The sequence below is a fragment of the Paraburkholderia guartelaensis genome, assembly GCF_004353905.1.
In the GTDB taxonomy this organism is placed as follows: domain Bacteria; phylum Pseudomonadota; class Gammaproteobacteria; order Burkholderiales; family Burkholderiaceae; genus Paraburkholderia; species Paraburkholderia guartelaensis.
The window spans coordinates 16224-42070 of the sequence record NZ_SMOD01000028.1; the positions used below are offsets into that span (position 1 = coordinate 16224).

Sequence of the window (25847 nt, forward strand, 5' to 3'; positions counted from 1 at the left end):
TCATCGTCGTCATGCGCGCTCGCTCCGTGGCCATGTCAGTAGGCCGAATAAGGGACGACCGGCCGCGGCGGGAACGGCACCGGCCCCTTCTGCGGGGAGAAGAAGTAGCGCAGGTAAAGCACACCTACGTTCGGCGCATAGTCGCGCGAACGGTCGAGCCGGAAGCGGCCGCCCACCACGAAGTGTTCCGTCACGCGATACTCGGCCGCCGCTTCGACCGCATAGCTGAAGCCGCCGCCCGAGCCGCCGCCAAAGAACGGCGAGCCGAGGTCGTTGGCGCTCATGAACGCAAGCGCCTGAGCCTGCAGGCCTGGGCGCGTCGGGTAGAACGGCGACTCGTTCTCGTTCGTGAACGACATGCCCACCGATCCGTCGATCTCCCAGGAAAGCTTCTTGTAGCGTCCGGTCCAGTCGAGCGGAATGCTGACCGAAAAATAGCTTTGCGGACTGTAGTAGCCGCCGTTACCGAACGTGTAGTTGTGTTCGTTCTTCGAGTACTTCCAGTAATTGAGCGTGAGGCCGCTCGACACGATCTGGTCGGGCCGCTTGAACACCGACCAGTCGTAGCCGCTGCGCACCTTGAACTCCTGGTTGGTCTCCACGTTGGTGCCGGTCAGGAGCCCGAAGCCAATGCTCGTGAAGATCGTGCCGGGCCCGAAGTCCTGCGCGCCGCGCACGGTGAAGCCGTTGCGCACCACGCCGCCCCACTTCTCGCCAGTGACCGGATCGATGCCACCTGCATAGGAAACCAGGCTGGCGGTCACAGGCCGGCGCGAAACGTCGAACGACAGCGACGAGTGCTGGAAGTCGTGCCGGTACTGAATGCCGCCCAGCACGCTCGTGATCGGAAAGCCTACCGGCGTGCTGCCGATATCGGCGCGCCAGCTATTGTTCGCACCGCTGAACTCGTAACCCGCCGCGAGCGCGACGCCCGTCGCGGTCTCGTTGATGGATCCGAGCCCGGCGTTGCCGAGCGCGGCGATCTTGCCATACTTGTACGCGATGTCGAGGTCGTCGCCCGGCAGCGTGCCCGCGTTCAGATAGACCGTATCGGCGTGGAAGAAGTAGTGGCCCGTATAGCCATCAGGAATGCGAACGTATAGCGGGACTTCGGTGGCGTGCAGCTCGGAAATGCCGGGGTCGCCCGAGAGGTTCGACTGATACCAGCCGGTCGCGACCTGCCCCTGCTTGCGGTCTTCCAGGCTTTGCAGCGCGCGGCCTGCCGACGTCGTGCCGTCGGCGTCGGGCTGCGTGCCTTCGGCCTGTTCCTGCACGCGCGAGGTGCGATAGAGGCTCGCGGCTTCGTTGTAGTTGCCGCCCGCCTGCGCGATGCGCCCGGCCTGGATCGTAATGTCCGGGTTGTCCGGATACTGCTCGCGCAACGGATCGACAACGGCGGAAGCCTCGTCGTTCAGCCCGAGCGAGGTGAAGCGCCGCGCCACGGCAAGGCGCGTGTCGATGTCGTTCTCCGCGGTGTCGGCAAGCACTGCGCGCACCATGTCGGCGGCCTCCCGGTCTCGGCCCATGCGCTCCAGCATACGCGCAACGGCGAGGCGTGCATCGGCGTCGTCGGGTTGCGTCACGAGCACCTTCTGCGCGGAGGCCATTGCGCCCTTGTAGTCGCCCTTTGCTTCGCGCAGATCGACGTCTTCGAGCAGCCAGCGCTTGGTTGTCTTGAGGCGGTCGGGCACGGCGTCGAGCGTATGGCGGGCGCCCGTCAAGTCGCCCGCCTCGATCTGACGGTCGGTTTCGCGCGCGACAAGTCGCAGCTCCTGGTCGTCGAGACTGGCCTTTTGTTCGTCGGTGATGCCGGGCTGATCGCGCGTGGCGTCGATCCAGTTCGCCCACGCGTCGTCGCGGTTGGCCGCCGCCAGCAGCTCGCCGTAGCGCACGCGCGCGCCGTTCGCCGCCGGGTCGTCAGGATGCGCCTCGAGCCAGTCCTGCACGAGCTTCAGGCCCCGGTCCGGCTCGCCTATCGCGATCCACTCGCGCCCGACCGTGGCGAGCATCTGCGGATCGTTGGCCGCGTTCGCGTCGGCAGCGGCGGAATCGAGCAGCGCGCGCGCCTCGTCTTCGTTGCCCTGGGCGATGAGCTGGCGGGCCTGTGCGATCTTCTTCTGCGCGGCGAGATTGCCCATCAGCTCGCGCATCCCTTCGCTGCGCTCCGCCACCGGCACGGCGTCGAGCTGCGCGGCAGCCGCATCGACGTCGTCCACGGAATTCAGATAGAGCGCCGTGGCGTAGCGCATGTCGGGCGCCTGCGAGACCTTGAGTCCGTCTTCCATGACCTGGCGGCCCAGTGCGGGCAGGCCGAGGTCGCGATATTGGCGCGCGAGCCTGAAGCGCGTCCATGCGTCGTCGGGCGTGAGGCGCACGGCTTCCTCGAGCTTTGCGATGGCCGGGCTCTTGCGGTTGTCGGCAAGAAGCTGGTCGGCCTGGATCGAGAGCAGTTCGGCGTGCAGCTGCTTTTGCTCGGCGCTCGATCCGCTCACGCGCGGCGTCGTGGCGGCGATGAGCGGCTCGATCTCGCTTTCGCGACCCGTTTCGCGCAGCACGGTCACGAGGCCGCGCAGCGCGTCCATGTCGGGCTTCGGCGCGTTCACGAGTGGGCGCAGCACGGCTTCGGCTTCGGGCCACTTCTTCTGCGCGATGAGCGCGCTGCCGAGGATATCGCTGGCGGTCGTGTTGCTAGGATCGAGCTTGAGCGCCTCGCGCGCGAGCGTTTCGGCCTCTTCCGGCTTGCCTTGCGTATTGGCCTCGCGCGCCTTCGCAATGGTGCCCCAGATGGTGGCCGTCTTTTCGAGGCTGCGCCACTTGCCGGCGTTGTCCGGGTCGAGCTTGAGGGCGCGCGCAAACAGCTCGCGCGCCTCATCGTGGCGGCCTTCGCGCAGCCGCACGAGACCGAGCGCGCCGATCGTTTCGCCGTCGTTGGGGTTCGCGCGCTGCGCGCTTTGCAGCGAGGTTTCGGCGTCCTTGAGATCGCCACGATCGAGTTGCGCCAGGCCGCGCGCGCGATCGGCGGCGCCGGGGCCGGGGGGCCGTGCACGCGCCTGGGTGGACGCTCGCGCGTTGCCTGCGGCCGTGGCCGGCGGCGCGCTAATGACAGCCGATGGGTTCTGCGCCAGGGCTTGCGCCTGCGCCTGGCCCTTCGCGCCGAGCCTCTTGCCGAGATCGGCGACGGTCTGCTTCGCATCGGCGTCGTCGGGCACTTCCTGCAGATAGCGCAGATACCACACATAGTAGGCGGGATCGTCGTGCCCGGCGCTCGCGAGCGCGCGCCGCCAAAGTTCGAGCGCGAACGCACGGTTGCTGTCCTGGCGCTGGTACACGTGATAGATCAGGTTGAGGCCTTCCATGCGCGTGTCGGCGCGGTCGGTGAGCAGGTCGCCGAGGATCAGCGCGAGGCGGGGATCGTTCGGATTCTGCTTCACGCGCGTGCGCAATTCGCTGATCGCCTGCGCGCGGCCCGCGGTCGTGCCGGCCAGGATGCGGTAGTAGTCGCCCGCGAGATCGCCCGCGGGCGCGCCATTCGGAAAGAGCTTGAGCAGGCGCGCCGAGGCTTCCTCGCTCTTGCCGGCGGCAGAGAGCAGGCGGATCTGCGCCATCTCCATCTTGCCGCTCGTGGCGACGCGGTAGGCGTCGTCGAGTTCTTTCGTCGCGCTCGCGTTGGGCGCGACCTTCTTGAGCTGCGCGAGGATTTTCGCGGCTTCGGCCGGGCGATTCGAGCGCAGCTCGATTTCGCCGAGCAACGCGAGCGCGTCGGGCTGCTGCGGATCGAACAGCAGCGCTTTTTGCACGAGCCCGCGCGCGATATCCGGTCGATTCTTGCCTTCCCACATGCGCGCAGCCGAGAGCAGTTGCGCGGCCTGGGCGGTAGGCGTGGCGGCGTTGGCCGCCGGCTGCGGGCCTGCCTGCGCCGAGGCCAGATACGGCGAGGCCGCGAAGAGCAGCGCAACGATCGGTGCGAGTTTCGGTACTAGCCGAGGTGCGATGTTCGGCAACGAGCGTTGCGGCGCGCGTGAAGCCGCCTCGCCGCGCAGCGGGTGCGCAGCCGCGCGCCGCGCCTCACGGCGCGCGTTGCGCACATGGGCAGCACGGCGGGCGGACACGAGGGCGTTCAGCGCGGCGTGGGGCATGCGCTCGTCCATGCTGGGGCAACGCGGCCTTGCGCGTCGAAATGGTAGAGCCCGTCGAGATAGCCGAGCCCGAACAACATCAGCACGCTGCTGTAGTAGCCAGGCGGTGACTTTTGCGCGAGCGCGCGGCTGCGGTCGACCTGAGCGTTCGCGAGATCGCTGCGGCCGAGTGCCGACAGATACGGCGCGACTGCGGCGGAAAAGCCGCCGTTGCCCTCGTTCGGCCCCGGTGTGCCCGTGGTCGTGTCGACGCGCTCGGGCGGAAAACCATGCGCGCCGACGAAATCCGCGAGCGGCTTGAAGGTGGCGAGCGTGCCGGTGCGCAGCGGGTCGTCGCCCGCGAGCATGCCGGCCCACAGGTACACGCGGATCGCGTTGTACGCGCTCTCGGCGTGCGTTTGCGCGTCGGGGGCGAAGCCGTCTTTCGCGTGATATTCCACCCAGTCGGGCGAGTAGCCCTTGGGCGCGGTCTCGTTGACGAGTCTCGCCGACGAAGCGAGCAGCGCCTTCCATTCACCCGCCTCCGGCAGCGCGAGCATGAAACGCCGCATGACCTGGAGCGGCACGTAGCTCGGGTTCAGGCGCCAGCCGTCCTTGCCGATCGTAAAGCCCACGGGTCCCGGCAGCACCGTGCGGCCAAGACCCGGCAGCACGGCGGTTTCCTCGCGCACGATGTTGCGGGCCATCACCGTGCCGAGCGCGGTGTAGCGGCGCTCGTTCCAGAGACGCCCGGCTTCGAGCAGCGTGTAGGCGATCCAGAGGTCGGCGTCGCTGGCGGGGTTGCTGTCGATGACGCCCCACTGCGGCTCGCCGGCATGCGCGGCGCCCGAAGCGCCCGAGGTTGCGGACGCCGCAACCGGCTTGCCGTCCTCGCCGATGTCGCGCCGTCCCCAGATCCATGCCGGCAGATGTGTGGCGAGGTCGCCCTGCGCGAGATTGTTTTCGGTCCACGTGAGGACCTTGTCGAAGCTCGCGCGGTCGTTCGCGACCAGCGCGAAAAAGAGCGCGTAGGACTGGCCTTCGGAAACGGTCACCTGGCGCGGCGTGCTCGCGTCGATCACGCGGCCGTCGGCGCTCAGTAGCGTGCTGCGAAACGTATTCCATGCGGGCCAGGCGCAGGCCGCGGGGCTGGCGGATTTTGCGGCGCTGGCGTTTGCGGCTGGCGCGGCCGCGTGCGCTGTCGCAGCCGGCATCAGCAGCGTCAGTGGTGCGAGCGGCGCGCAGGCGAGCGCGCCCACCGCGAGCCAGCGCGTGAGCCGAGGCGCAAGCCGTGGCGCCAGAGCGGGCGCGAACGTAGCCAAACCCGGGCGCATCGTCAGGTCCCGGAGCGGCGGCTGGCCATGCGGCCGAGCGCCCAGAACACGGTGAGCGCAACGATCAGACCGGCCAGAATGCCCGCGAGCGCCATCAGCGCCGGATAGCGCGAGATAAACACCCAGGCGCGCGCATACCACGGCAGATCGCCGACGAAATAGCGGTTGCCCACGCGCAGACCCTCGACCTGACCGTCGCGCACGAGCGTGAGATCGCCATGCATCTGCGAGATCTTGCCGCCGTCCTGGAGCGCGTCGAGCACGTCGCCGAGCTGCGCCGACGAGGTCGTGGCGAGCGCCACCACGCTCCTGCCCGAATTGAGCGGCGACTCGAAGCCGATCAGGGCCGCCATCGGTCCGCCGAGCGTGACGATCGAGCGGCCCGACGGTGTCGGGTCCTCGTCCTCGGTGCCGCCAAGCCAGCCGGGCCAGCCGCTGCGCTGGTCGCGCGTGGTCACCTCGGTCTTGCCGCGCTCGATGAGCAGCGGCAGGTCCTTGCCCCACTTCTCGAGCAGTTGCGCGCCCGAGCCCGAGCCGATCACGAGCAGATTGTTGTCGCGCACGCTGTCCACCTGGCTTGCCGGCGCGATCGTCACGCGCAGCGAGGGCAGGCCGGTCCACTGGCCCATATGACCGAGCAGTGTGAGCACGGCTTCCTGATCCTTCGTGTCGGGTTGGTCCGGAATCACCAGGGCCGTGTCGGAAAGGTCGGCCATGCGTGTGAACGGATAGCCGCTGTTCGCGAAGTAGGCGAGGTTGGGCAGCGCCGTGTAGTGCGCGAAGCCGCTGAAGTCGATGACGGAGTCGGGATCGACGGCCGCGCGTGCGACGTCGTTGGCGGTGGAGGTGCACAGCCCCGTTTTCTGCGAGTCGATATGAAACTGGAACTGGAACTGGTTGTCGCTGCCCACGCGGAACGCGGGGATCTCCAGATTCGTTGCGGCGCGCGTGTCCGAGCCCGAAAGCAGCGGCACGTTGATGCGCGCTTCGTCGGAGGCGCGTGTGACGGGCCGCAGCCGTTGCGAGCGCACGAGCTGATCGTTGATGCTCACGTTGAGCACCGAGTCGTTCCATGCGGAAGGTGCCGTGTAGCGATAGCGGATGTCGAGCGGCACGTTGCCCCGCGCCCACGCATAGAGGTCCGCGGGCACGCGCAGATTCACGCGGATCGCAGGCGGGTTGTAGCCCGACACCTGGAGCTGTTGCGGGTCGGTCACCAGCTCGCGGAACAGCACGGGGCGGTCGGTGGGCACCCAGTTCGGCGCATCGTAGGGCTTGCGCGCCGGGCCGAGATCGATCGATTTCACCATCACGCTGCTGCCGGCCATGCCGGCCTGCCCGAGCGCGACCGCATAGGCGGCGTTCAGGAGTTCCTCGGGCGTGCGGCCCGCAAGCACGAGAAGCTTGCGGCCCGACTGCGGATCGGCGGCCGGGTTCGCCATGACCGAGACCGTGGGGCCCTTGATCTCCGGCAGCTTCAGCCCCTCGGGCATCTGGCCCGGCAGCACGAGCGCGATGGCGTTGGCGTCGGGCGGCACGGTGCGCGAGACCGGGAAGCGCGAGCCGCGATAGCTCGCGAGCGCGCCAAGCCACGACGAGACGACGCCCGCCGCTTGCAGTACCGGCACGCCCGCGTTGGCGGCGAGCACGAAGGGCACGCGCACGAGGCGATTGTCGTGGCGGTCGAAGAACGGCACAGGCAAGAGCCCGAGGTTGTCGGGCAGCACGATGCCCGCCGTGTTGAGCGTGAGCGATGTGTCGGGACTGATGTCGGCCCAGAGGCTCGAGTGATAGGGATCCTCGCAATGATCGAGCGTGTAGTGCGCGATCATCTGCACGCTGATGCGGTTGTAGTCGGTGAAAAGGCGCGGGTCGAGATCGATCTCGCTCGTTACGAGCTGCCCGGCCGTCTCCTTCACGAGTGGAATCGTCGCGACGACTTCACCGTTCACAAACACCCTGAGATGCGAAAGCGACCAGATCAGCGAGGGCGAGTAGGTGTAGACGAGCTTGAGCTTCGCGCTGGTCACGACTTCGTCGGTGCGCACGTCTACATTCATGCCGCCGGTGGGATCGAGGCCGCGCAGCGGGATCGGCCCGTACGCACCCATCTGGCGCAACGTGAACGTGCGCGTGCGCGGCTGCCCGAGCGGCACCGGCGCGGCAGGCTCGGGAATGACGGACCCGGGGGCCGTCTGGATGACAACGGGCCCCGTGACGGCGGCAGAAGCAGCGGCCGGAGCGGAGGCTGCAACTGGCGCCGCGGCGGGAGCGGAGGCGGGAACGTCGCTTGCTCCTGCGGCTGCCGCCTTGGTCGTCTGCGTAGCCGCGATAGCCGATTTGTCCACCGCGAAAAGGCTCGCCCCCAGCAGTAATCCGGCGACGAGCGCGCCCAGCCCAACTTGAACGGAGAGTCGCATCGCAACAGCCCTTTGTTTTCTTCGCAGTGGCTGTCTTTATCTTGCAAAGACAGCGGCCATGGATATTGGCGGCGTGATGCCGCCAGGCGTTATCTCGAAACGGCGTCAATGTGTGGTGGAGTTTAGCGGAGAGCCAAGGATCGCGCCCTATGAATGCACGTCTTTATGCCCGTTGCGTAAAGCGCGCAGACGACGGGCTGGCGCGGCCTCGCGACCGGTTTGACAGTTGCGCGCGTGGGTTGGGCCGCGAGGTTGGAGCGCTTGACAATTCCTGCGCGCGCAACAAAAGGCGGCGGCGTTGCAAATGAGCAACGCAAGCGCTGAGGACGGGCGCCAAAAAGCAGCCTTCCGGCTCATTCAATTAGTAAGGATGCCATAGCGATAAGGCGCGCAACAGCCTCGCGCGCTTGTGCAGCGCCGCGAGCAGGTGCGGTAATCTTGGCGGCGTGATCAAAACGCGGAGCAGGGTGATGAACGAGCAAACGTGGCAAGCAGTGGACGACTGGTTCTGCGACCGGCTGATCGGTCCCGATGATGCGCTCGACGGCGCGCTCGCCGCGAGCGCCAAAGCGGGCCTTCGCGCGATCAACGTGGCACCGAATCAGGGCAAGTTTCTGCATCTGCTCGCGCGCATCCAGGGCGCGCGACGCATCCTCGAAATCGGCACGCTGGGCGGCTATAGCGCGATCTGGCTCGGGCGCGCGCTGCCCGAAGGCGGCGCGATGGTGTCGCTTGAATTCAGCCCGGAAAACGCGGCCGTTGCGCGGGCCAATATCGCGAGGGCGGGGCTCGATGCGAAGGTGACCGTCATGACGGGCCTCGCGCTCGAATCGCTCGATGCGCTCATCGCGCAAGGCGTTCCGCCATTCGACTTCGTGTTTATCGACGCGGACAAGAGCAATAACCCGAACTACCTTGACCGCGTGCTGAAGCTTTCGCGCCCGGGTACGGTGATCGTGGCCGATAACGTGGTGCGCGAAGGGCGCGTGACCGACCCCGCGCATCACGAGGACGACGTGGTTGGCTTGCGCCGCTACTTCGACATGCTTCGAAACGACAAACGGCTCGCGACCACGGCTGTGCAGACGGTGGGCAGCAAAGGCTGGGACGGCTTTGCGATTACGGTGGTGGGCGACTAACTAAGGTCAATCGCCAATACATTTGCGTTTGTGCCAAAAAGCAAAAAGGGCCTGGCAGATGAACTGCCAGGCCCTTTGTCCGTATCGCTACGCGTTGACGGTTGCCGGTCAGAAGTCCGTCGTCATCGAGAACAGCACGGTGCGCGGCGCACCCATCGTCAGATAACCACCGTTGGTCGACGACCAGTACGCCTTGTTGGCAAGGTTATAAACGTTGGCGCGGAACGTAGTCGGACGGCCGAACACGTTCGTCGCATAGCGCGCGCCGATGTCCACGGTGTCCCACGCCTTGATCGACATGGTGTTGGCCGCATTGAAGTACTGCGGACCCGTATGCGTCCAGCGTGCCGAGAGCGTGAGGCCCTGCACCCCGGGCACGTCGTATTCGGCGCCCAGGTTGAGCAGGAAGCTCGGCACGCCCACCGGCGTCTTGCCGTCGGTCGAACCTCCGTCGGTGTCGAGCTGCACGGCGTTGATATAGGTCGCGCCCGCGATCAAACGCACGCCCTTGTACACCTCGCCGAACACCGACGCTTCCACGCCGCGATGGCGCTCGTTGCCGTTGGCCACATAAGCGCCGGCGCTGTTGGTGTACGTCTGCGGCTTTTCGAGCTGGAACAGCGCGAGCTGCGCGCCGTACTTGCCGTTGTCGTACTTCGCGCCCACTTCATACTGCTTCGTGCGCTCCGGTGCGAGCTGGTCGCCGTAGTTCGTCGTGCCCTGAGGCGCAATGCCGCCCGCCGAAAGCGACTCGCTGCGGTTCGCGTAGATCGACACGTTCTCCCACGGCTTGACGACGAGGCCGAACAGCGGCGTGGTGATCGAGTCGTTGTAGTTCGAGGTCTGCAGCAGCGTCGACGACGAGTAGCCGTTCGACAGGATCTCCTGGTGACGCACGCCCACGGTGAACAGCACGCGGTCATGGAAGAAGCCGAGCGTATCCGATGCCGAGACGCTGCGCATCAGGTTCAGCGCCGTGATCGGCGGGTTGCCGTCCATGCCGGCCTGATAGGCCGTCGCGGGATACGGGACCTGCACGCCGCTGTAGAGGCTGGTCGGGAACGAATTGGAAAGCGTCCAGCCCGACTGCGTTTCCACGCGCACGATCGAGGCACCTGCGGTCACGAAGTGGCTCACCGGGCCGGTGTTGAAGTGGCCGCGCACGCCCGTTTCCGCCGAGGTCGCGCCTTCCTTGCGCACGACGCCGAGGCGCGAGCCGGTGGTGGTCGTGGGATCGGTGTAGTAGGGCGAGAAGTATTCGCCGTGCTCGTTCGTGTGGCGCACGCCGCCCGTCACATACGCGGTCCAGCCGGGCAGGAAGTCGTATTCGGCGCGCAGGATGCCGACGGTGTCTTCCGCATCGCTATACGACCAGGTCTGCGCGTAGTTGTGCGTGGCCGAAGGGACATTGGGAATCTCGTCGCCCAGCACGTAGACGACGGGGCGGCCGTCCGAAACGTGCTGACGCTGATACATGAAGTCGCCTTCGAGACGCAGCTTGTCGCCGCGCCAGTCGAGCGCCACGGCCGTCTGGTTGGCGCGGCGCTTTTCGCTATTGATGCTCGTTTCGCCGTCGCGGTTGTACTGGTTCACGCGAATGCCGAACTGGTCGTTGTCGCCGAAGCGGCGGCCCACGTCGATGTGCGTGCCGAACTCGCCGGAGGCGCTGCCTTCGAGCGTTACGCGCGTGAGCGGCTTGTCGTCGGCGCGCTTCAGTTGCAGGTTCACGCTGCCGCCAATCGAGGTGCCGTTGGGCGCCGCGCCGTTCAGGAATGCGCTCGCGCCCTTGAAGATGTCCACGCGCTCGAGCGCGGCTGTCTCGACGAGCTGGCGCGGCGTGATGCCATACAGGCCATTGAGCGAGATGTCGTCGCTGTCGAGCGTGAAGCCGCGAATGACGTACACCTCCTGGAAGTTGCCGTAACCATAGGCGGTGCGCACGGCCGGATCGTTCGAGAGCACGTCGGCGATGGTGCGCGCCTGCTGGTCCTCGATCAGCTTCGCGGTGTAGGTCGTCATGCTGAACGGCACGTCGATGTTCTTCTGCGAACCGAGCACGCCGAAATCGCCGCCGCGCGCCACGTGGCCGCCGCCAAAGGTCGGCTGCAGGTCGCCCGGCAGCGTTTCCTGGGAGGCTTGCACTTTCACGGTGGGCAGCGTGGCGTTGCTGGCGTTACCGGTTGCGGCGGCACTGCTCGCTGCCGCGGGCGCCTCGGCGCTTTGCGCGAACGCCGCGGCGGGCAGGCTGAAGGCGACGGCGATGGCGGCGAGGATCGTGACGCGGGAAGCGGGAAGGCGCGAAGGCAAATTGAAAGACGTGTGCAGACGAGATGCGGACATAAAAAGGGTCGTAGCGAAGGTAGCGCTGGCGCCTCGTGATGCCTTGGCGCTGTGCGCAGGCTCCGGGCGAATGGTTATGCTTTGCCGGTCAGACGGGGCTCGCAGAGCTGGCCCCATGATCGGCCCGGAAAAGTATGCGAATTGTATTGCAAATGAGAATGCTTGTTATTTAAATATTGCTGTCAATAGGTGTATTCAACGTTTACGCAACAATTTCAGCTTCCGGGATTCGATGTGGGCGCAACGAAAGCTTGGAAAATTCGGGGTCACAAGGCTTGAGGTGCGACATGTGAGCGCGCGGCTTCGCACAACGTTGCGCGCTCAACCAATGCGCCGCATGGCGCTAGCCGCCGCATGGGCGAGACTCGGCGTGGCCCGTTTGCGAGGCGCGTTCCATGCGGCATCGATAAGCAGATTCGATGCCTTTCGGCAGTCCTTTCGTTGGTTCGCGAGGCGCGCCCAAACCTACAATGGGGCTTCGTGATGTTCGACGTCTGGTGAACCGGAAATGACTGATAAATCGATGCTCGTGGTGAGCGCGCACAGCGCGGATTTCGTATGGCGCGCGGGCGGCGCGATTGCCCTGCACAAGAAGAACGGCTATCGCGTGAAGGTGGTGTGCCTCTCGTTTGGCGAGCGCGGCGAGTCTGCGAAGCTCTGGCGCAAGGGCCCGGACATGACCATCGAGAAAGTGAAGGCCGCGCGCCGCGAGGAGGCGCTCGCCGCCGCCGAGATTCTTGGCGCGGAATGCGAGTTCTTCGATCTGGGCGACTATCCGTTGCGCGTTTCCGATGAAGCGCTCCTGCGCCTCGTCGATATCTATCGCGACGTGCAGCCTGCGTTCGTGCTGAGCCACTCGCAAAAAGACCCATACAACTTCGATCATCCGCTCGCCATGCACGTGGCGCAGGAAGCGCGCATCATCGCCCAGGCCGAAGGCCACAATCCGGGGCAGAAGATCGTCGGCGCGCCGCCGGTCTACGCGTTCGAACCGCACCAGACCGAGCAGTGCGAGTGGATTCCGAACACCTTCCTCGACATCACCGAAGTGTGGGACGTGAAGCGCCGCGCCATTGAATGCATGGCGGGCCAGGAACACCTTTGGGAGTACTACACGCGTGTCGCGCAACAGCGCGGCGTGCAGGCCAAGCGCAACATCGGCATTACGGCGAAGCGCGACATTCAATACGCGGAAGGCTATATGCGCCTGACGCCCGCAGTGGTGGGAGATCTATCATGAAACGCGGTGTAGTCGTCACCCAAATCCCGCGCGCCGACGCGCGTCACATCGAAATCCTCAAGGAGGCCGGCACGGCCACCGTGCACGAGGCGCAAAGTCGCCTCGGCCTGCTCGCCACGTATCTGCGGCCCATTTATTCGGGCGCGGCGATCGCGGGCTCGGCCGTGACGGTGCTCATGCCGCCCTCGGACAACTGGATGCTGCACGTGGCCGTGGAGCAGTGTCGCGAAGGCGACGTGCTCGTGGCCGCGCCTACGTCGCCCTGTGAAGATGGCTACTTCGGCGAGCTGCTCGCCACCTCGCTCGCGGCGCGCGGCGTGCGCGGTCTCATCATCGACGCGGGTTGCCGCGACGTGCGCGCACTGAAGGCGATGGACTTCCCGGTGTGGTCGAAGGCCGTTTCGGCGCAAGGCACGGTGAAGGAGACGCTCGGTTCGGTGAACGTGCCGGTGGTGTGCGCGCAGCAGATCGTGCATCCGGGCGACGTCATCGTGGCCGACGACGACGGCGTGGTCGTGGTGCCGTTCGCCACGGTGGCGAAGGTCGTGGAAGCGACCCAGGCGCGCCTCGCCAAGGAAGAAAAGACGCGCGCGGTGCTCGCGGGCGGCACGCTCGGCCTCGACTATTACGGCATGCGCGAGCGCCTTGCCGAAAAGGGTCTGCGTTACGTCGATACGCCGGCAGACGCCTGAGTCCACAGCGTTCGATTTCACACGAGTCGCACCACAGCAAAAACGAAAACGAGCGCCGCAAGGGCGCTCGTTTCATTTCGTGACGACCTAAGGAAGCGCGTGGCGCGCCTCGAGGAAAAGCGGGTTAAAGAATGCGGTCCAACGCCTTCGCGAAGCGGGAGACCGTACCTTCGATGTCATGCAGTTTCTCGAGGCCGAACAAGCCGATGCGGAAGGTCTTGAAGTCTTCGGGCTCGTCGCATTGCAGGGGAACGCCGGCTGCGATCTGGAGGCCCGCATCGGCGAACTTCTTGCCGGATCGAATGCCGTCGTCGTCCGAGTAGCTGACCACGACGCCCGGCGCCTCAAAACCTGCCGCCGCGACGCTTCTGAATCCCTTGCTAACGAGCAGCGAGCGAATGCGCTTGCCGAGTTCGAGCTGCTCCGCCATCACTTTGTCGAGGCCGTATGCCTCGGTTTCGTTGATCACGTTGCGCAGCGTCGTGAGGCTGTCCGTGGGCATGGTTGCGTGGTACGCGAATCCGCCTATCTCGTAGGCTTCCATGATCTGCAGCCACTTGCGAAGATCGCAGGCGAAGCTGGTGCTGGTCGTTGCGTCGATCCTTTCGCGGGCGAGCGCGCCGAGCATGACGAGCGCGCAGCAGGGTGACGCGCTCCAGCCCTTTTGCGGTGCGCTGATCAGGATATCGACGCCGCTTTTCTCCATGTCGACCCAGACCGTACCGGAGGCGATGCAGTCGAGTACGAACATGCCGCCTACGGCATGCACGGCGTCGGCCACGGCGCGCAGATACGCATCGGGCAGCATCATTCCGGATGCGGTTTCGACATGCGGCGCAAAGACCAGATCGGGCTTGTTTTCCTTGATTGCAGCGACGACTTCTTCGATCGGAGGCGGTGCATAGGCGGCCTGCCTGCCTGGTTCGACCGGACGCGCCTTCAACACGATCGATTCAGACGGAATGCTGCCCATGTCGAAAATTTGCGACCAGCGGAAACTGAACCAGCCATTGCGAATGACGAGGCACTTCTTGTTCGTCGCGAACTGCCGGGCAACGGCTTCCATGCCAAAGGTTCCACTGCCTGGAACCACAACGACCGCCTTCGCGTTGTAGACTTTTTTCAGGGAGCTGGAAATATCTCGCATGACTCCTTGAAAGAGCTGCGACATATGATTGATCGAGCGGTCGGTGTAGACCACCGAATATTCGAGGAGTCCCTCGCGGTCGACATTGGGAAGTAAACCTGGCACGCTCGCCTCCGATAAAGGATGAACAAGGTGAGCAGCATGTGCGATTCGATGCTGCTGCACCCATGCAGATGGGTTTGTTGTCGCGACGAAAATAGATTCTAACGAAAGCCGTCTGCAGCCTGGTGCATATTTTTCTGTGGTAGTTGGCGCATGGATGAAGCTTTGGGTGGCCCGCGGCAATGGTGCGATGCGGCAGATCCGGTGGCTGTCTCACTTCCGCGCTGGCGGCTGCGGATTGTTGGCCGGGTTCGTATCGAACCGGCTCACGTTTTCGATGCCCACCTGACTAGCAAGGGCCAAGAGCCGCGCATACAGCGCATCGGCAGTTTCCCTGTCGTAGACTTCAGCACCGCGAACGTACACCGCAAACGACTTCAGGTGCTTCGCCTTTTTCTCGGGATTGTCGATCGTATCTTTCGTCCATTGGTACAACGGATAGCGGTCCCGCCCGGCACGTTCCGCCTCCTCGACGTAATCGGCGAATGCGTCGAACTGGCACTTCAAAGACGCGTTGTACTCGCGCAATAAGGCTTCGAGCAAATCGCGCGCCTCATAGGGGCTGCTTGCCCGAAGTGCATCGGCCAGCTCGGGCGTTGCGGTGATGCGGACCTGGAATTGCCACGTTTCTGCCATGTATGCCTCCTGGGCTCGCGAACAGCATAACGGTTCAGGCGGCCACAACCCGCCGCTCATGGCTATTCTCGTCGGGAATTGGCCTTATGAAGAATCCGCGAATTATCACTCCACTATGTCGCAACTACGATCTAGCTGTCACTCATCACCAGACAGAAGATTTTCATGTCCACACTCGAAGGCAAAGTCGCCGGCGGTAGCGGCGGAACACCCGGCATCGGTTTGAGCCATCCAACGCTGTTCACGCCGATACAAGTCGGCAACCTCTCTTTAGCCAACCGTATCGTGATCGCTCCGATGGCGCAGTACTCGGCCGAAGATGGGCAGATGAACGATTGGCACCTGATTCATCTCGGCCAGCTGGCGCTTTCAGGCGCAGCGGCGCTAACCATCGAGGGGACGGCGGTCACCCCCGAAGGCCGGACCAGTTACGGTGACGTGGGGCTCTATTCGGACGAGTGCGAAGATTCGATGGCGCGCGTGCTGGGGAGTGTCCGGCGGTGGTCCGACACGCCGATCGGCATCCAGCTCAACCATGCTGGCCGAAAAGGGTCGCGGCAGAAATTGTGGGACGGCGGCGCACAGATTCCTCATGGCCACGTCAACGGCTGGAACACCTACGGCCCGTCTTCGGTCGCGTTTGCGGCCGGTGAGACACCGCCCACTGCCCTGGACCGCGACGGTCTGGCTGCCATTCGCGACGCGTTCGCGGCTGCGGCGCAGCGTGCCTCCCGGCTCGAGTTGGACTTCATTCAAATCCTGGGTGGGCACGGCTATCTGCTCCATCAATTCCTCTCGCCTCTCTCGAACCACAGGGACGACGAGTACGGCGGCTCATTGGAAAACCGCATGCGCTTTCCCCTCGAGGTCTTCGATGCCGTGCGGGACGCGTTTTCGCATGATCGCCCCGTTACGATGCGGGTGTCCGCGACTGACTGGGTGGACGGCGGGTGGTCCGTGCAGGATGCGGTCGCTTTTGTCCAGGCACTGGAGGCTAGAGGCTGTGCCGCGATCAATGTCTCGAGTGGCGGTTCGAACCCGGCCGCGCAAATTCCGGTCGGGCCCGGCTATCAGGTTCCCTTCGCGCGGGCTTTGAAGCAGGCGACGACGCTCCCTGTCATCGCCGTCGGCATGATCACCGAGTTCGAACAAGCCGAATCCATTCTCAGCACGGGAGACGCCGACCTGGTCGCGCTGGCCCGTGCCGTGCTCTTCGACCCTCGCTGGCCCTGGCACGCTGCCGCTCACTTCGGGGCTCAAGTCAGGGCGCCGAAGCAATATCTTCGCTCTCAGCCCAGTGGGCTGCCAAAGGTGTTCGTTTGAATCTGTCTTGTTGATGCTCGAGGGCCAGGCCGTCTCAGTGTGATCCGCATGGCTACGCTTCGATCGGCCTCGTCAGGATCGAACGATTTGAAAGATGGATAGAAAGGAATCCTTATCTCCAGATCGGAATGAGAGATGCGGCAAGCAGCGCGCCCATCACGAGATTGAGCACGCGCCAGTGAAGCGGTGTTGTAAAGAGCCGCGCGAGCAGCACGCCGAGCGCGCACCAGAACGCAAGCGAAACACACGCAGCAACGCCAAACGCCGCGCTGAGAAGCAGTGCGAGTCGGTTCGGACTGCTCGCGAGCAGCGCGAATGAGGCCGCCGCGCCGACCGTCATCGCCCAGCTTTTCGGGTTGAGCAAGAGCAGCAGGAAACCGTTGACGAGCGTAACCGGGCGCGCGGGGCCGTTACCTGCGTTCGGCGCCCCGCTGCGCGCGATGTGCCACGCGAGCCACAGTAGATACGCGGAGCCCAGCGCCTTGACCACCGTTTGCAGTGACGGCAGCGCGAGCAGCAGACGGCCAAGCCCAAGCGCCGCGACCGCAGCGAGCAAGGCGAGGCCCACCGCGATGCCGAGCATCAGCGGAATCGAACGCGCGAAGCCGAAGCGCGCACCCGAAGCGGTGGCGAGCGTGGTTGCGCCGCCGGGCGTCACGGTGGCGATGACGACAAAGAGGAGAAGCGGCAGGATCGAGGTCATGGGTGCAAATTTGGGTGAATGAGACTTGCACTGTACGGATCGCCGACGCATCATAAAAGGCAATAATTCTGATGCGATCCATTACGCGGCATAATGCATCAATGAGCCGAAACCTCGATCTCGATCTGATCCGTACCTTCGTGACCGTCGCCGATAGCGGCAGCATGACCGTCGCCGCGAATCTGCTGCACATGACGCAAGGCGCCGTGAGCCAGCAGGTAAAGCGTCTCGAAGACGGACTCGATTGCCTGCTGTTCGTGCGCAAGACGCGCAAGCTGGAACTGTCGCGCCATGGCGAGCAATTTCTCGTGAAGGCGCGCCAGCTGCTGCGGCTGAACGACGAAATCTGGGCCGACATGACCGGCGGGCCGCTGCGCGGCAGCCTGCGCGTGGGCGTGCCGTACGATCTCGTGACACTGCTCGCGCCCGCGATGAAGGCGTTCGCGCAAGCGCATCCGCAAGTGGAAATTTCGCTTGTGTGCGCGGCGTCGCCGGAGTTGAGCGAAGCGGTGAATAGCGGCCGCGTGGATGTGTCGCTGGTCGAATATGTCGCGAGCGAAGCCGAAGGCGAAGTGGTCCGCATCGAGCCGTTGGTGTGGGTCAAGGGGCGCGGCAGCGATGCCTCGCAGAAGCGGCCGTTGCCGCTGTCGATGGTGGACGAACGCTGTGCGTTCCGGGCGGTCGTGCTCGGCGCGCTCGCGGACGAGGGCATTGCGTGGCGCACCGTATTCGAGAGCGGCACCATCGAGGCGACCGCTGCGACGGTGCGTGCGGGTCTCGCGATTACGACCTGGCTCGCCTGCACGGTGCCGGCGGACCTGGAGACGCTTACGCCTGACGCAGCCGGCTTGCCCGTGCTGCCTCCGTTCGCGATAAGTCTGCGATTGCCCGCGACGGTTCAGCCCGCGGCGCAGGAATTCGCACGCCACGTACGCGAATCGATGTCGAACGACGCAGGCACTCGCCGCGCGCAGCTTGCGAGCGTTGCGTGACGGATTACGGTTGCCGCGAATCTACAAGCGCTGCGGCAGCGCATCTGTAAAGAAGTCGGTGATCAGGCGCACGCGCGCGGGCACGAAGCGCCGCCTCGGCCAGACGATGCTGACATCACGGGCGTCCCCGATGAAGTCGTCCAGCACGGTCACGATGTCGGGATGCTTGAGTTCGTCGGTCAGCGAGAGCTTCGCGAAGAGACCGATTCCCACACCCGCGAGCACGGCCGATCGGATCGTCTCGACACTATTCGACGACAGGTTGCCTCGCACCGGTACGCTGAACCGGCCTCGCGGCCCCTGAAACGGCCAGTTCGCCGATTCCATCAGACCGCCGTAGACGAGGCAATTGTGATCGGCGAGTTCCGCAGGATCCTTCGGTATGCCGTGTTGCTCGAAATAGCGACGCGATCCGACGCAGACCAGCGGGGTGCTGGCAATCGGCTTCACGACCGAATCCGGATCGTTGACGGTGCCCACCCGAATCGCGAGATCGATTCGATCTTCCACCATGTCGCGTACGAAATCCGACAACACGAGATCGACCTGAAGACCCGGATGGCGTGACAGCAGTTCGGGAATGAGGGGGAGAACGTGCAGACGGCCGAACGTGGAGGCGCAGGCGATGCGGACCAGGCCCGTGACATCCAGCGTGCTGCTGCTCAGTTCGCTGTCGGCTACCGCGATCTCGTCCAGCAACGGCTTGGTCCGCTCGTAGTATTTCTGCCCCTGGTCCGTCAAGGTCACGCTGCGTGTGCTCCGGTTCAAGAGCATCACGCCGAGGCGCTTTTCCAGCGCGCCGATCGCCTTGCTGATGGCGGACTGTGAATCGCCGGTTCTACGCGCCGCGGCGGAAAAACCACCCGCTTCGACAACGGCGATGAAGGCGTTCAATTCATGAAACCGATCCATTGCATCGCTCTCGTGAGACCCATTCTCTTGAAGAATAGATCTCATGATAACTCCGCTAATTATCATTCGTTGGGCCGGTAATTACGATGTCAATACCGTTCACCAACAGGCAGAAGGTTCCAATGTCCACTCTCACAGGCAAGGTTGCCGTCATTAGCGGCGCAACGACGGGTATCGGCTTGGCGATCGCCCAGCGGTTCGTCGCCGAAGGCGCTCACGTCTTTATCTTCGGCCGTCGGCAAGGCCCGCTCGATGAGGCCGTCAAACTGATCGGACGCAACGTCACCGCTATCCAGGCCGACGCCGCGAATCTCGATGACCTCGACCGCGTCGCCGCGGCGGTCAGGGAAGAAAAGGGTGTCGTCGACATCATCGTGTCGAACGCGGGCTTTACCGAGCAGGCGTCGATCGACACCATCACGCCAGAACATTTCGACAAGGCATTCAACCTCATGGCGCGCGGCCCGGTTTTTCTGGTGCAGAAACTGCTGCCGATGATGACGGGAGGTGGATCGATCATCCTGGTTTCTTCGGCCATACACGTCATGGGCATTCCGGGGCACACCGCCTACGCGGCGACCAAGGCTGCGTTGCGTTCCTATGCTCGCACCTGGGCCGCCGAATTCAAGGACCGCGGCATTCGCGTCAACATGCTCAGCCCTGGCGTCACCGATACGCCGATTCTGGACGGACAGTCGGCGACACGCGAGGAACTGGTGAGCATGTACCAGAGCATGGTCCCGCTCGGCCGGCTCGCCCGTGCCGAGGAAATGGCCAGCGCGGCACTCTATCTCGCCTCCGAACAGAGTTCCTATATGACGGGCGCGGATCTGATGAATGACGGCGGCATCGGCCAGGTCTGAGGACCGAGGCTCGCGATCCACCTAAGTGACCCTTCTCTTATAGAGGATGACTAATGGAAAATTCAATGAGCTACGCAATCATCGGGCTTGGCAGCATCGGCACGGCCATCGCGCAGGCATTCGCCGATCAGGGCATCAGAGTCGCCGTGGCAGGCAGGCGCCCGGTCGACGCGCTCGCTGCGCGGATCGGGCCGTCGGTCGTTCCTCAGCGGATCGAGGATGCGATCGAGGCTGACGTTGTCATCCTGGCTGTCCCCTTCGGCGCACACGAGGATGTCTCACGGGTCGCCAAGAGCTGGCAGGGGAAGATAGTGATCGACGCAATGAACGCGTACGGCGTCCCTGTGAAGGAGTTGGACGGGTTGCCTTCGAGCGCTGCAGTTGCAAAGTCGTTTCCGGGAGCGAAGCTGGTGAAGGCCTTCAACCATCTGCCCGCAGCCACTCTGGCACAGGGGCCGACGACGCCGCATGGCGGGCGGCGGGTCGTGTTCGTCTCCAGCAATGACGACGCGGCTAGTGCCACGGTGTCGGCCCTCGTCGACCGGCTGGGGTTCGCGCCGGTCGAACTCGGCAAGATCGGCGAGGGCGGGCTCCTCGTCCAGGCACGCGGCGACACGTGGGCCCAGCTTATTTTCCAGGATCTGGTCAAGTTCGACTGAAGTTCGGCCGAACGGTCGCGCGCTATCGCGCTTGCGCGCGACCATGGCTCACTGTACGGCGTCCGGCTGTGCCCGAAGCTTGTCCTTGATTGCCGTCAGGCAGTTCGTGAACTGGGTGCGAAGTCCCACGGAGTTGCCGCTCGGTGCGGCAAGGCTGTCGGTTGTCACAGTCCATCCGTCAGCCGTACGGGAAACATCGAGTTCGAAGTACTCGGCCGATTCGCTATCCAGGACCACCGACTCACGAAAACTACCCTTTGCCGAACGAATGACCGCCTCGCAGGCCTGTTGGAGCCGGGCTGGAGCATGAGCGGACAAACCGGGTGAGCCGTCGCGAAACGGGACCGCGCCGTACATGCGGAACGCCTCGAACTGCGCTGGCATTGCGGCTGTGACGAACTGGATGTCCGAATCCGAAACGGCATCTCCGCATCCCGCCAGGATGGCGACGAAAGCTGCGAGCGTGACGCGAGCGCAATCGCGCTTGAAAGTCAGTTCTTGGTCCCTGCCTGCTCGCAGTCTCTGCGCAAACGTTAGCGTTTTCATCTCCAACGGGCCAGCCTCGATGTAAGAATTAGTATTACGGCGTGCGTTATGCATATATTTATCGAGGTTAACCCTGGCATTGCGTGTGCTGGGTCGACGAGTGGCGCAAACCATGCGCGTGTTTGCGCGACCCGAATGACCAGATTGGCTCGGCATAGGGGACGGCCGACCTTTAGCTCGAGCCATCGGCCACTATTGCCGCGCGAGCATGAGGTTCAGGTTCTGAACCGCAGCGCCGGATGCGCCTTTGCCAAGATTGTCGAAGACCGCGGACAGCAGGACGTGCCCGTGTTCAGCGTCATGAAATACGCTTAATTGCATGTCGTTCGTGCCGTTCAGCGCCTGCGGATCCAGGTGTTTTAAGGCACTCGATTCGTGCAGCGGCAGGACTCGTACGTGAGTCGCCTCGGCATAGTGGCGTGCGAGGCATGCGTGTAACGTGGCGCCATCCACGCCGGGTGCCAGCAGCCGCAACGCCAGCGGCACCGTCAGCACGATGCCCTGGCGGAACGCACCGTACGCAGGGACAAAAATGGGACGCTGGGCAAGCGAGGCGTGCTGCTGAATCTCCGGCGTGTGCTTGTGCGCGAGCTCCAGGCCATAGACCTGGTATGAAGGCGCGTTGGCAGCTCCCGGTCCCTCATGTTCCTCCACGCCGGCACGCCCGCGTCCGGAGTAGCCGGATACCGCATGAATGCTGATCGGGTAATTGCCCGGTATGAGCCCGGCCTGCACCAACGGACGCAGCAGGCCAACGGCACCGGTCGGATAGCAACCAGGATTGGTGACCCGACGTGCGTTCGCAATTTGCTCAGCCTGCCCCTGCGTCATTTCCGGAAAACCGTAAGTCCAGTCCGGTTGTGTGCGGTGGGCGGAGCTTGCGTCGATAACCCGGACGGCGGGATTGACAATGGCGCCCACTGCCTCGCGCGCGGCGGCATCCGGCAAACAGAGGATGGCGATGTCGCAGGCGTTAATGGCTTCTGCGCGACGCCGCGAATCCTTGCGCTCCGCGGCGGCAAGTGTGAACAGTGTGATGTCGGTCCGGTTGCGCAGCCGGTCGTGGATTTGCAGCCCGGTGGTGCCTTGATCGCCGTCGATGAAAACTACGGGAGAGCTCATACGTGGATGACTCCGCTGACAGAGGGTTGGAACAGTTAAACCGAGGTAAAACGAGCCCTATGTTGCGCGGACGGCTAGAATAGAGAAAGTTGAATTTCATAACGTAGACATTCAGTTTTTCTGAATCTGGACGCCGTCATGCGAGAGATCAGCCTGGACCGGTTGCGCACTCTGGTCGCCGTTACCGACCGTGGTTCATTTGCCGATGCGGCGCGTGCATTGCACCTGGCGCCGCCAACGGTCAGCCTCCACATCGCCGAACTCGAAGACCGCGTTGGGGCTCCACTCCTGTTACGCAAGCGCGGACATGTGGGGCCGACGTCGGTAGGCGAGGTGCTGGTGGAGCGCGCGCGCCGGCTGCTGGCCGACGCGGAACAGGCGTTAGACGATATTCAACGCCAGGTAGAGGGGCTTGAAGGGCGTGCACGTCTCGGTGCATCCACGGGCGTGATCGCGCACCTGCTGCCGCAAGCTTTAGAGGTGCTGCGCGAGCACCATCCCGCCATCGACATTCAGATCGCGGTTCTGACTTCGCAAGAGACCCTGTCGCGGCTGGCGGATGGAACGCTGGATGTCGGGCTGGTCGCGCTGCCTCAGCCCCCGGTGGCTGGGCTCGTGATAAAGCCCTGGCGCCGCGACCCGGTGATGGCCTTTGTGCCGGCGCATTGGCGGTGTCCGGCCCGCGTTACCCCTGAATGGCTCGCCGCCCAACCGCTCATTCTCAATGACGCGACCACGCGTCTCTCGCGTCTGACTGTGGAGTGGTTCGCGACCGGAGGGCACCATCCTGCGCCGCGCATTCAGCTCAACTACAACGACGCGATCAAGAGCCTCGTAGCGGCAGGCTACGGCGCAGCGCTGTTGCCCCATGAGGCCACTACGCCATTACCGGACGAGCGCATTGTCATGCGTCCGCTGCGCCCGGCGTTGTGGCGACGGCTCGGTATTGCACATCGCGCGGGGTACGTTGAGCGTTCCACGCAACACGTACTCGATGTGCTGTGGGATTTGCGATTGGCGTAGGCGTTGTCTATTTGCCGCGTTTCAGTCTCGCAGTCAGCAGCGCATATTTTTCCTGCGAGGTGTCCGCTAACGCCGCTTCGCGAGTGGAAGGCGTATCGTCATACGGCACCGGTTCGGCGAACTGGCTCACCGTGAGATCCCACTTTTTCCCGTCGATTAGATTGTAGAAGTGCGTGCCGCCCGACGTCTGCGTCGTGAGAATGTCGCCACCGAAATAGTCATGCACGACGAGCGCGGTGACGCTGCAATGATTCTGCGCTGGATTCGATGCTGACCAGGCGTGGGTCGGACTTGACGTGTCTCCGGACCATACGCGTGAGATTGCTCTGTACAAGTCGAGGGGCGTCGCAAAGGTCTTCGATACGAGGGACATCTGATCTTCCTGTTTCATTGCAAAAAAACCTTGTTCAATGTGAAGGCAACGTCAGACCGACGTCGGAGCAGTGACGGATCGATCCAGTGCGACCATCGTAAATCGGCCTCTCGCCAGCAGCGGCTGATTCGAGGTTGGACACTCATTGACCCTCACAGTGTGCCTCTAGCCAGGCGAGCACTTCAGCGGCGTTCTGATCGGGCGGAAACACCGGATAGAAAACGTGTTCAATCACGCCGGCGTTGATGACCATCGTCAAGCGCTTCAACAGTGTCATGCCCATAGCAGTGAAGGTCGGAAGAGAAAGAGCCTTCGTCAATATGAGATGCTCGTCTGACAATAGCGGATAGGGGAGATGCAGACGCTCAACCGCGCCTCTTTGATACGGCGTGTCCTGCGTTGAGAGTCCGAAGATATGGCTTGCGCCTGCTGCCTTGATGTCGGCGGCGTGATTGCGGAAGGCACACGACTGCGGCGTGCATCCCGGGGCGCCGGGGATTAAAAGCCATCCGTCTGGCGGCGGCTCGTCCGGAAGTTTTTTTCGTGGGTAGGCGTAAATAACTGCACGGCCCGTGAGACGACTCAGGTCGACCGAGTCTCCGTCTGTCGAGTTCAACGCTATGCCTGGCACGCGCAGCCCCGTCAGGTGACTTGCCCTCCCGTCGTCGATAGGGGCCGGCATGGTTGACCAGTCGATGTCCATCGGATCTTTCATGTTTAGCTCTCTCGGTGGCCGACGACAGACGAATCCGCCGATCAGAAAATTTTGGGGCGCCATGCGCAGCTGCGTCTGTTCGAACCCGTAACGCCCCGGCTCGCGCGTGGCCGTCGCATCTGCCTAACCTGCGTGCCGTACCAGGCATGGGAGCGCGGCCAAGCGGGGCCGCATCGCTTCGTCCGCGGTGTCCGCGGAAGGATCTGCCCGTGAAATAGTTACAAGATAAGTGTTGACTCTGTCGCGCCCGGCGGGTAATGTGCCGTTCGAAGTTCAAGAAGTTCGATTGCTGTTCATCAATTGCTCGCTTCCCGGCGGTATTCGTTGTCCTCTCCCTCCTTGAAGCTTCACGCGCTCCGTAACGGAGCAAATTTTCGTTTTTTTTCCTCAGGGATTCTTCATGGAAACCGGTACCGTTAAGTGGTTCAACGACAGCAAGGGCTTCGGCTTCATCACCCCGGACAAGGGCGGCGACGATTTGTTCGCTCACTTCTCCGAGATCAGGGCCGACGGCTTCAAGACGCTGGCTGAAAACCAGAAGGTGAGCTTCGAAACGAAGCAAGGCCCGAAGGGTCTGCAAGCGGCTAACATCAAGCCGCTGTAAAGTTTGAAGGGCCCGGCATCCGACGACGGACGCCGGGTTGCAGTGACACCCTCGCGGAGCTTTGTCTCCCAAAGTTGGCGCAATCGCTCTTCGCTGCACCTGTTCATTCAGCAGCTTGCCAAGCGCCATACGCCTGGTTGCACCTCATTCTCCCCTCTGGCTTCAACGCCCCTTTTCGCTTTTCGACTGCTTCAGATTCGGCTTGCAATAGCTTTGAATCGGCGCATCCGTGCACTTTTCGCACGGCACGTACGCACTCAAATATCATTAAAATTAAAATGCAAAACACACAAATTCAATATTACAACGGCTATGCCGTTCAATCCTCGGCGCATCGATTGCCCGACGGTAGCTTTTCATCCAACCTGCTGCTCGAACGCATCGATAGCGCGCAAGCCGAAGGCCGCTACCGGTTCTATTCGCTTGATTACTTCAAGAGTGAAGAGCAGGCGTTGCAGCACTCGACCCAGTGGGCACGCAACTGGGTCGACACGCGCGGTTAAAGGCCACGCCACGGTTCGAAGCACCCAACGTCTCTGAGGCACCAGGGCGGCTGCAACAAAACGCGCCCAACGATCACGCGGGATCCCGAACAGCGCATCATCGGCACGCCTGGCTCGCACTACCCCCGCCGATAGCGGCGGAGAAGATGGCGGCCTTCGGTTACAATGTAGGACTGGTTCGCTTCGCACAGCGCCGAAACGACGCGTTTTGGCTAGCCGCGAGTCTTTCCTTGATTGATAGTCCAGTGAGGCCGGCAATATCGGCGCGCTGGACTGCACGCCCCGACTCGCATCGCACCGGTCTTGCGAGCCCCGCGTCTGACCAATCTCCTTGCCTACCTGAT

The 25847-nt window shown here is 63.8% G+C and carries 22 protein-coding genes; 10 read left to right on the forward strand and 12 right to left on the reverse strand.

All coding sequences use genetic code 11. From position 1 onward, the window contains the following. Positions 1–35 precede the first annotated feature (35 nt). From E1N52_RS29580 to bcsB, 3 genes are read right to left on the reverse strand one after another with little or no spacing between them, the layout of a single operon-like run. Positions 36–4136 carry a cellulose synthase subunit BcsC-related outer membrane protein gene (locus E1N52_RS29580; RefSeq protein ID WP_133186513.1) on the reverse strand — a complete coding sequence of 1367 codons (4101 nt, stop codon included), beginning with the start codon at positions 4134–4136 and terminating at the stop codon, positions 36–38. Next, positions 4118–5449, reverse strand: a complete 1332-nt coding sequence (gene bcsZ, locus E1N52_RS29585; RefSeq protein ID WP_425468156.1) for a cellulose synthase complex periplasmic endoglucanase BcsZ — start codon at positions 5447–5449, stop codon at positions 4118–4120. Before bcsZ ends, E1N52_RS29580 begins: the two co-directional genes overlap by 19 nt. A 2-nt stretch (positions 5450–5451) precedes the next feature. Next, positions 5452–7869, reverse strand: a complete 2418-nt coding sequence (bcsB, locus tag E1N52_RS29590) for a cellulose biosynthesis cyclic di-GMP-binding regulatory protein BcsB (protein WP_133186515.1) — start codon at positions 7867–7869, stop codon at positions 5452–5454. Positions 7870–8339: 470 nt separating this feature from the next. Between bcsB and E1N52_RS29595 the strand changes: the two genes are divergently transcribed. Further along, complete coding sequence (locus E1N52_RS29595) at positions 8340–9008, forward strand: O-methyltransferase (protein ID WP_133186517.1); 669 nt, start codon at positions 8340–8342, stop codon at positions 9006–9008. A 108-nt stretch (positions 9009–9116) separates the two neighbouring features. Here the strand turns inward: E1N52_RS29595 and E1N52_RS29600 are convergent, their stop codons facing one another. Continuing rightward, positions 9117–11348 carry a TonB-dependent receptor gene (locus tag E1N52_RS29600; protein WP_133186519.1) on the reverse strand — a complete coding sequence of 744 codons (2232 nt, stop codon included), beginning with the start codon at positions 11346–11348 and terminating at the stop codon, positions 9117–9119. A 508-nt stretch (positions 11349–11856) separates the two neighbouring features. Here E1N52_RS29600 and E1N52_RS29605 point away from each other — a divergent pair. Together E1N52_RS29605 and E1N52_RS29610 are read left to right on the forward strand one after the other, a co-directional pair. After that, positions 11857–12588, forward strand: coding sequence for a PIG-L deacetylase family protein (locus E1N52_RS29605; RefSeq protein WP_133186521.1), 732 nt, complete (start codon positions 11857–11859; stop codon positions 12586–12588). Continuing rightward, positions 12585–13280 carry a 4-carboxy-4-hydroxy-2-oxoadipate aldolase/oxaloacetate decarboxylase gene (locus E1N52_RS29610; RefSeq protein WP_133186523.1) on the forward strand — a complete coding sequence of 232 codons (696 nt, stop codon included), beginning with the start codon at positions 12585–12587 and terminating at the stop codon, positions 13278–13280. Before E1N52_RS29605 ends, E1N52_RS29610 begins: the two co-directional genes overlap by 4 nt. 124 nt (positions 13281–13404) lie before the next feature. Here E1N52_RS29610 and E1N52_RS29615 read toward each other — a convergent pair whose 3' ends face one another. Both E1N52_RS29615 and E1N52_RS29620 read right to left on the reverse strand, forming a co-directional pair. Then, positions 13405–14532, reverse strand: coding sequence for an aminotransferase class V-fold PLP-dependent enzyme (locus E1N52_RS29615; protein ID WP_133186656.1), 1128 nt, complete (start codon positions 14530–14532; stop codon positions 13405–13407). A gap of 210 nt (positions 14533–14742) precedes the next feature. Further along, entirely contained in the window at positions 14743–15165 is a 423-nt protein-coding gene (locus tag E1N52_RS29620; RefSeq protein WP_133186525.1) for a hypothetical protein, read from the reverse strand. Positions 15166–15387: 222 nt separating this feature from the next. Here E1N52_RS29620 and E1N52_RS29625 point away from each other — a divergent pair, with 222 nt between their 5' ends. Further along, positions 15388–16488, forward strand: coding sequence for an NADH:flavin oxidoreductase/NADH oxidase (locus tag E1N52_RS29625; protein WP_133186658.1), 1101 nt, complete (start codon positions 15388–15390; stop codon positions 16486–16488). 112 nt (positions 16489–16600) lie between these two features. Here the strand turns inward: E1N52_RS29625 and E1N52_RS29630 are convergent, their stop codons facing one another. Next, positions 16601–17191 carry a LysE family translocator gene (locus E1N52_RS29630; protein WP_133186527.1) on the reverse strand — a complete coding sequence of 197 codons (591 nt, stop codon included), beginning with the start codon at positions 17189–17191 and terminating at the stop codon, positions 16601–16603. Positions 17192–17292: 101 nt separating this feature from the next. Here E1N52_RS29630 and E1N52_RS29635 point away from each other — a divergent pair, with 101 nt between their 5' ends. After that, positions 17293–18183 carry a LysR substrate-binding domain-containing protein gene (locus tag E1N52_RS29635; protein ID WP_133186529.1) on the forward strand — a complete coding sequence of 297 codons (891 nt, stop codon included), beginning with the start codon at positions 17293–17295 and terminating at the stop codon, positions 18181–18183. 21 nt (positions 18184–18204) lie between these two features. On the opposite strand, the gene E1N52_RS29640 is transcribed toward E1N52_RS29635, so the two are convergent. Continuing rightward, positions 18205–19095, reverse strand: a complete 891-nt coding sequence (locus tag E1N52_RS29640) for a LysR family transcriptional regulator (protein WP_133186531.1) — start codon at positions 19093–19095, stop codon at positions 18205–18207. Between the two features lie 122 nt (positions 19096–19217). Here E1N52_RS29640 and E1N52_RS29645 point away from each other — a divergent pair, with 122 nt between their 5' ends. Then, positions 19218–19958, forward strand: coding sequence for an SDR family NAD(P)-dependent oxidoreductase (locus tag E1N52_RS29645; protein ID WP_133186660.1), 741 nt, complete (start codon positions 19218–19220; stop codon positions 19956–19958). A 65-nt stretch (positions 19959–20023) separates the two neighbouring features. After that, entirely contained in the window at positions 20024–20617 is a 594-nt protein-coding gene (locus tag E1N52_RS29650) for an NADPH-dependent F420 reductase (RefSeq protein ID WP_133186533.1), read from the forward strand. Between the two features lie 48 nt (positions 20618–20665). On the opposite strand, the gene E1N52_RS29655 is transcribed toward E1N52_RS29650, so the two are convergent. Both E1N52_RS29655 and argC read right to left on the reverse strand, forming a co-directional pair. Then, positions 20666–21163 (reverse strand): hypothetical protein, encoded by a 498-nt coding sequence (locus E1N52_RS29655; RefSeq protein WP_165979468.1) that lies wholly within the window; start codon positions 21161–21163, stop codon positions 20666–20668. A 192-nt stretch (positions 21164–21355) separates the two neighbouring features. Next, positions 21356–22285, reverse strand: coding sequence for an N-acetyl-gamma-glutamyl-phosphate reductase (gene argC / locus E1N52_RS29660; protein WP_133186537.1), 930 nt, complete (start codon positions 22283–22285; stop codon positions 21356–21358). Between the two features lie 138 nt (positions 22286–22423). On the opposite strand from argC, the gene E1N52_RS29665 reads away from it, so the two are divergent. Next, positions 22424–23308 carry a LysR family transcriptional regulator gene (locus E1N52_RS29665; RefSeq protein WP_133186539.1) on the forward strand — a complete coding sequence of 295 codons (885 nt, stop codon included), beginning with the start codon at positions 22424–22426 and terminating at the stop codon, positions 23306–23308. A 7-nt stretch (positions 23309–23315) separates the two neighbouring features. Here the strand turns inward: E1N52_RS29665 and E1N52_RS29670 are convergent, their stop codons facing one another. Both E1N52_RS29670 and E1N52_RS29675 read right to left on the reverse strand, forming a co-directional pair. Next, on the reverse strand, positions 23316–23699 hold the full coding sequence (locus tag E1N52_RS29670) for a YunG family protein (protein WP_246089264.1): 384 nt from the start codon (positions 23697–23699) through the stop codon (positions 23316–23318). A 124-nt stretch (positions 23700–23823) separates the two neighbouring features. Continuing rightward, entirely contained in the window at positions 23824–24396 is a 573-nt protein-coding gene (locus E1N52_RS29675) for a peroxiredoxin (RefSeq protein WP_133186541.1), read from the reverse strand. Between the two features lie 400 nt (positions 24397–24796). On the opposite strand from E1N52_RS29675, the gene E1N52_RS29680 reads away from it, so the two are divergent. Both E1N52_RS29680 and E1N52_RS29685 read left to right on the forward strand, forming a co-directional pair. Continuing rightward, positions 24797–25000, forward strand: a complete 204-nt coding sequence (locus E1N52_RS29680; RefSeq protein ID WP_133186543.1) for a cold-shock protein — start codon at positions 24797–24799, stop codon at positions 24998–25000. A gap of 278 nt (positions 25001–25278) precedes the next feature. Further along, positions 25279–25503: a hypothetical protein gene (locus tag E1N52_RS29685; protein ID WP_133186664.1), complete on the forward strand. Its 225-nt coding sequence runs from the start codon at positions 25279–25281 to the stop codon at positions 25501–25503. Positions 25504–25847: the final 344 nt, after the last annotated feature.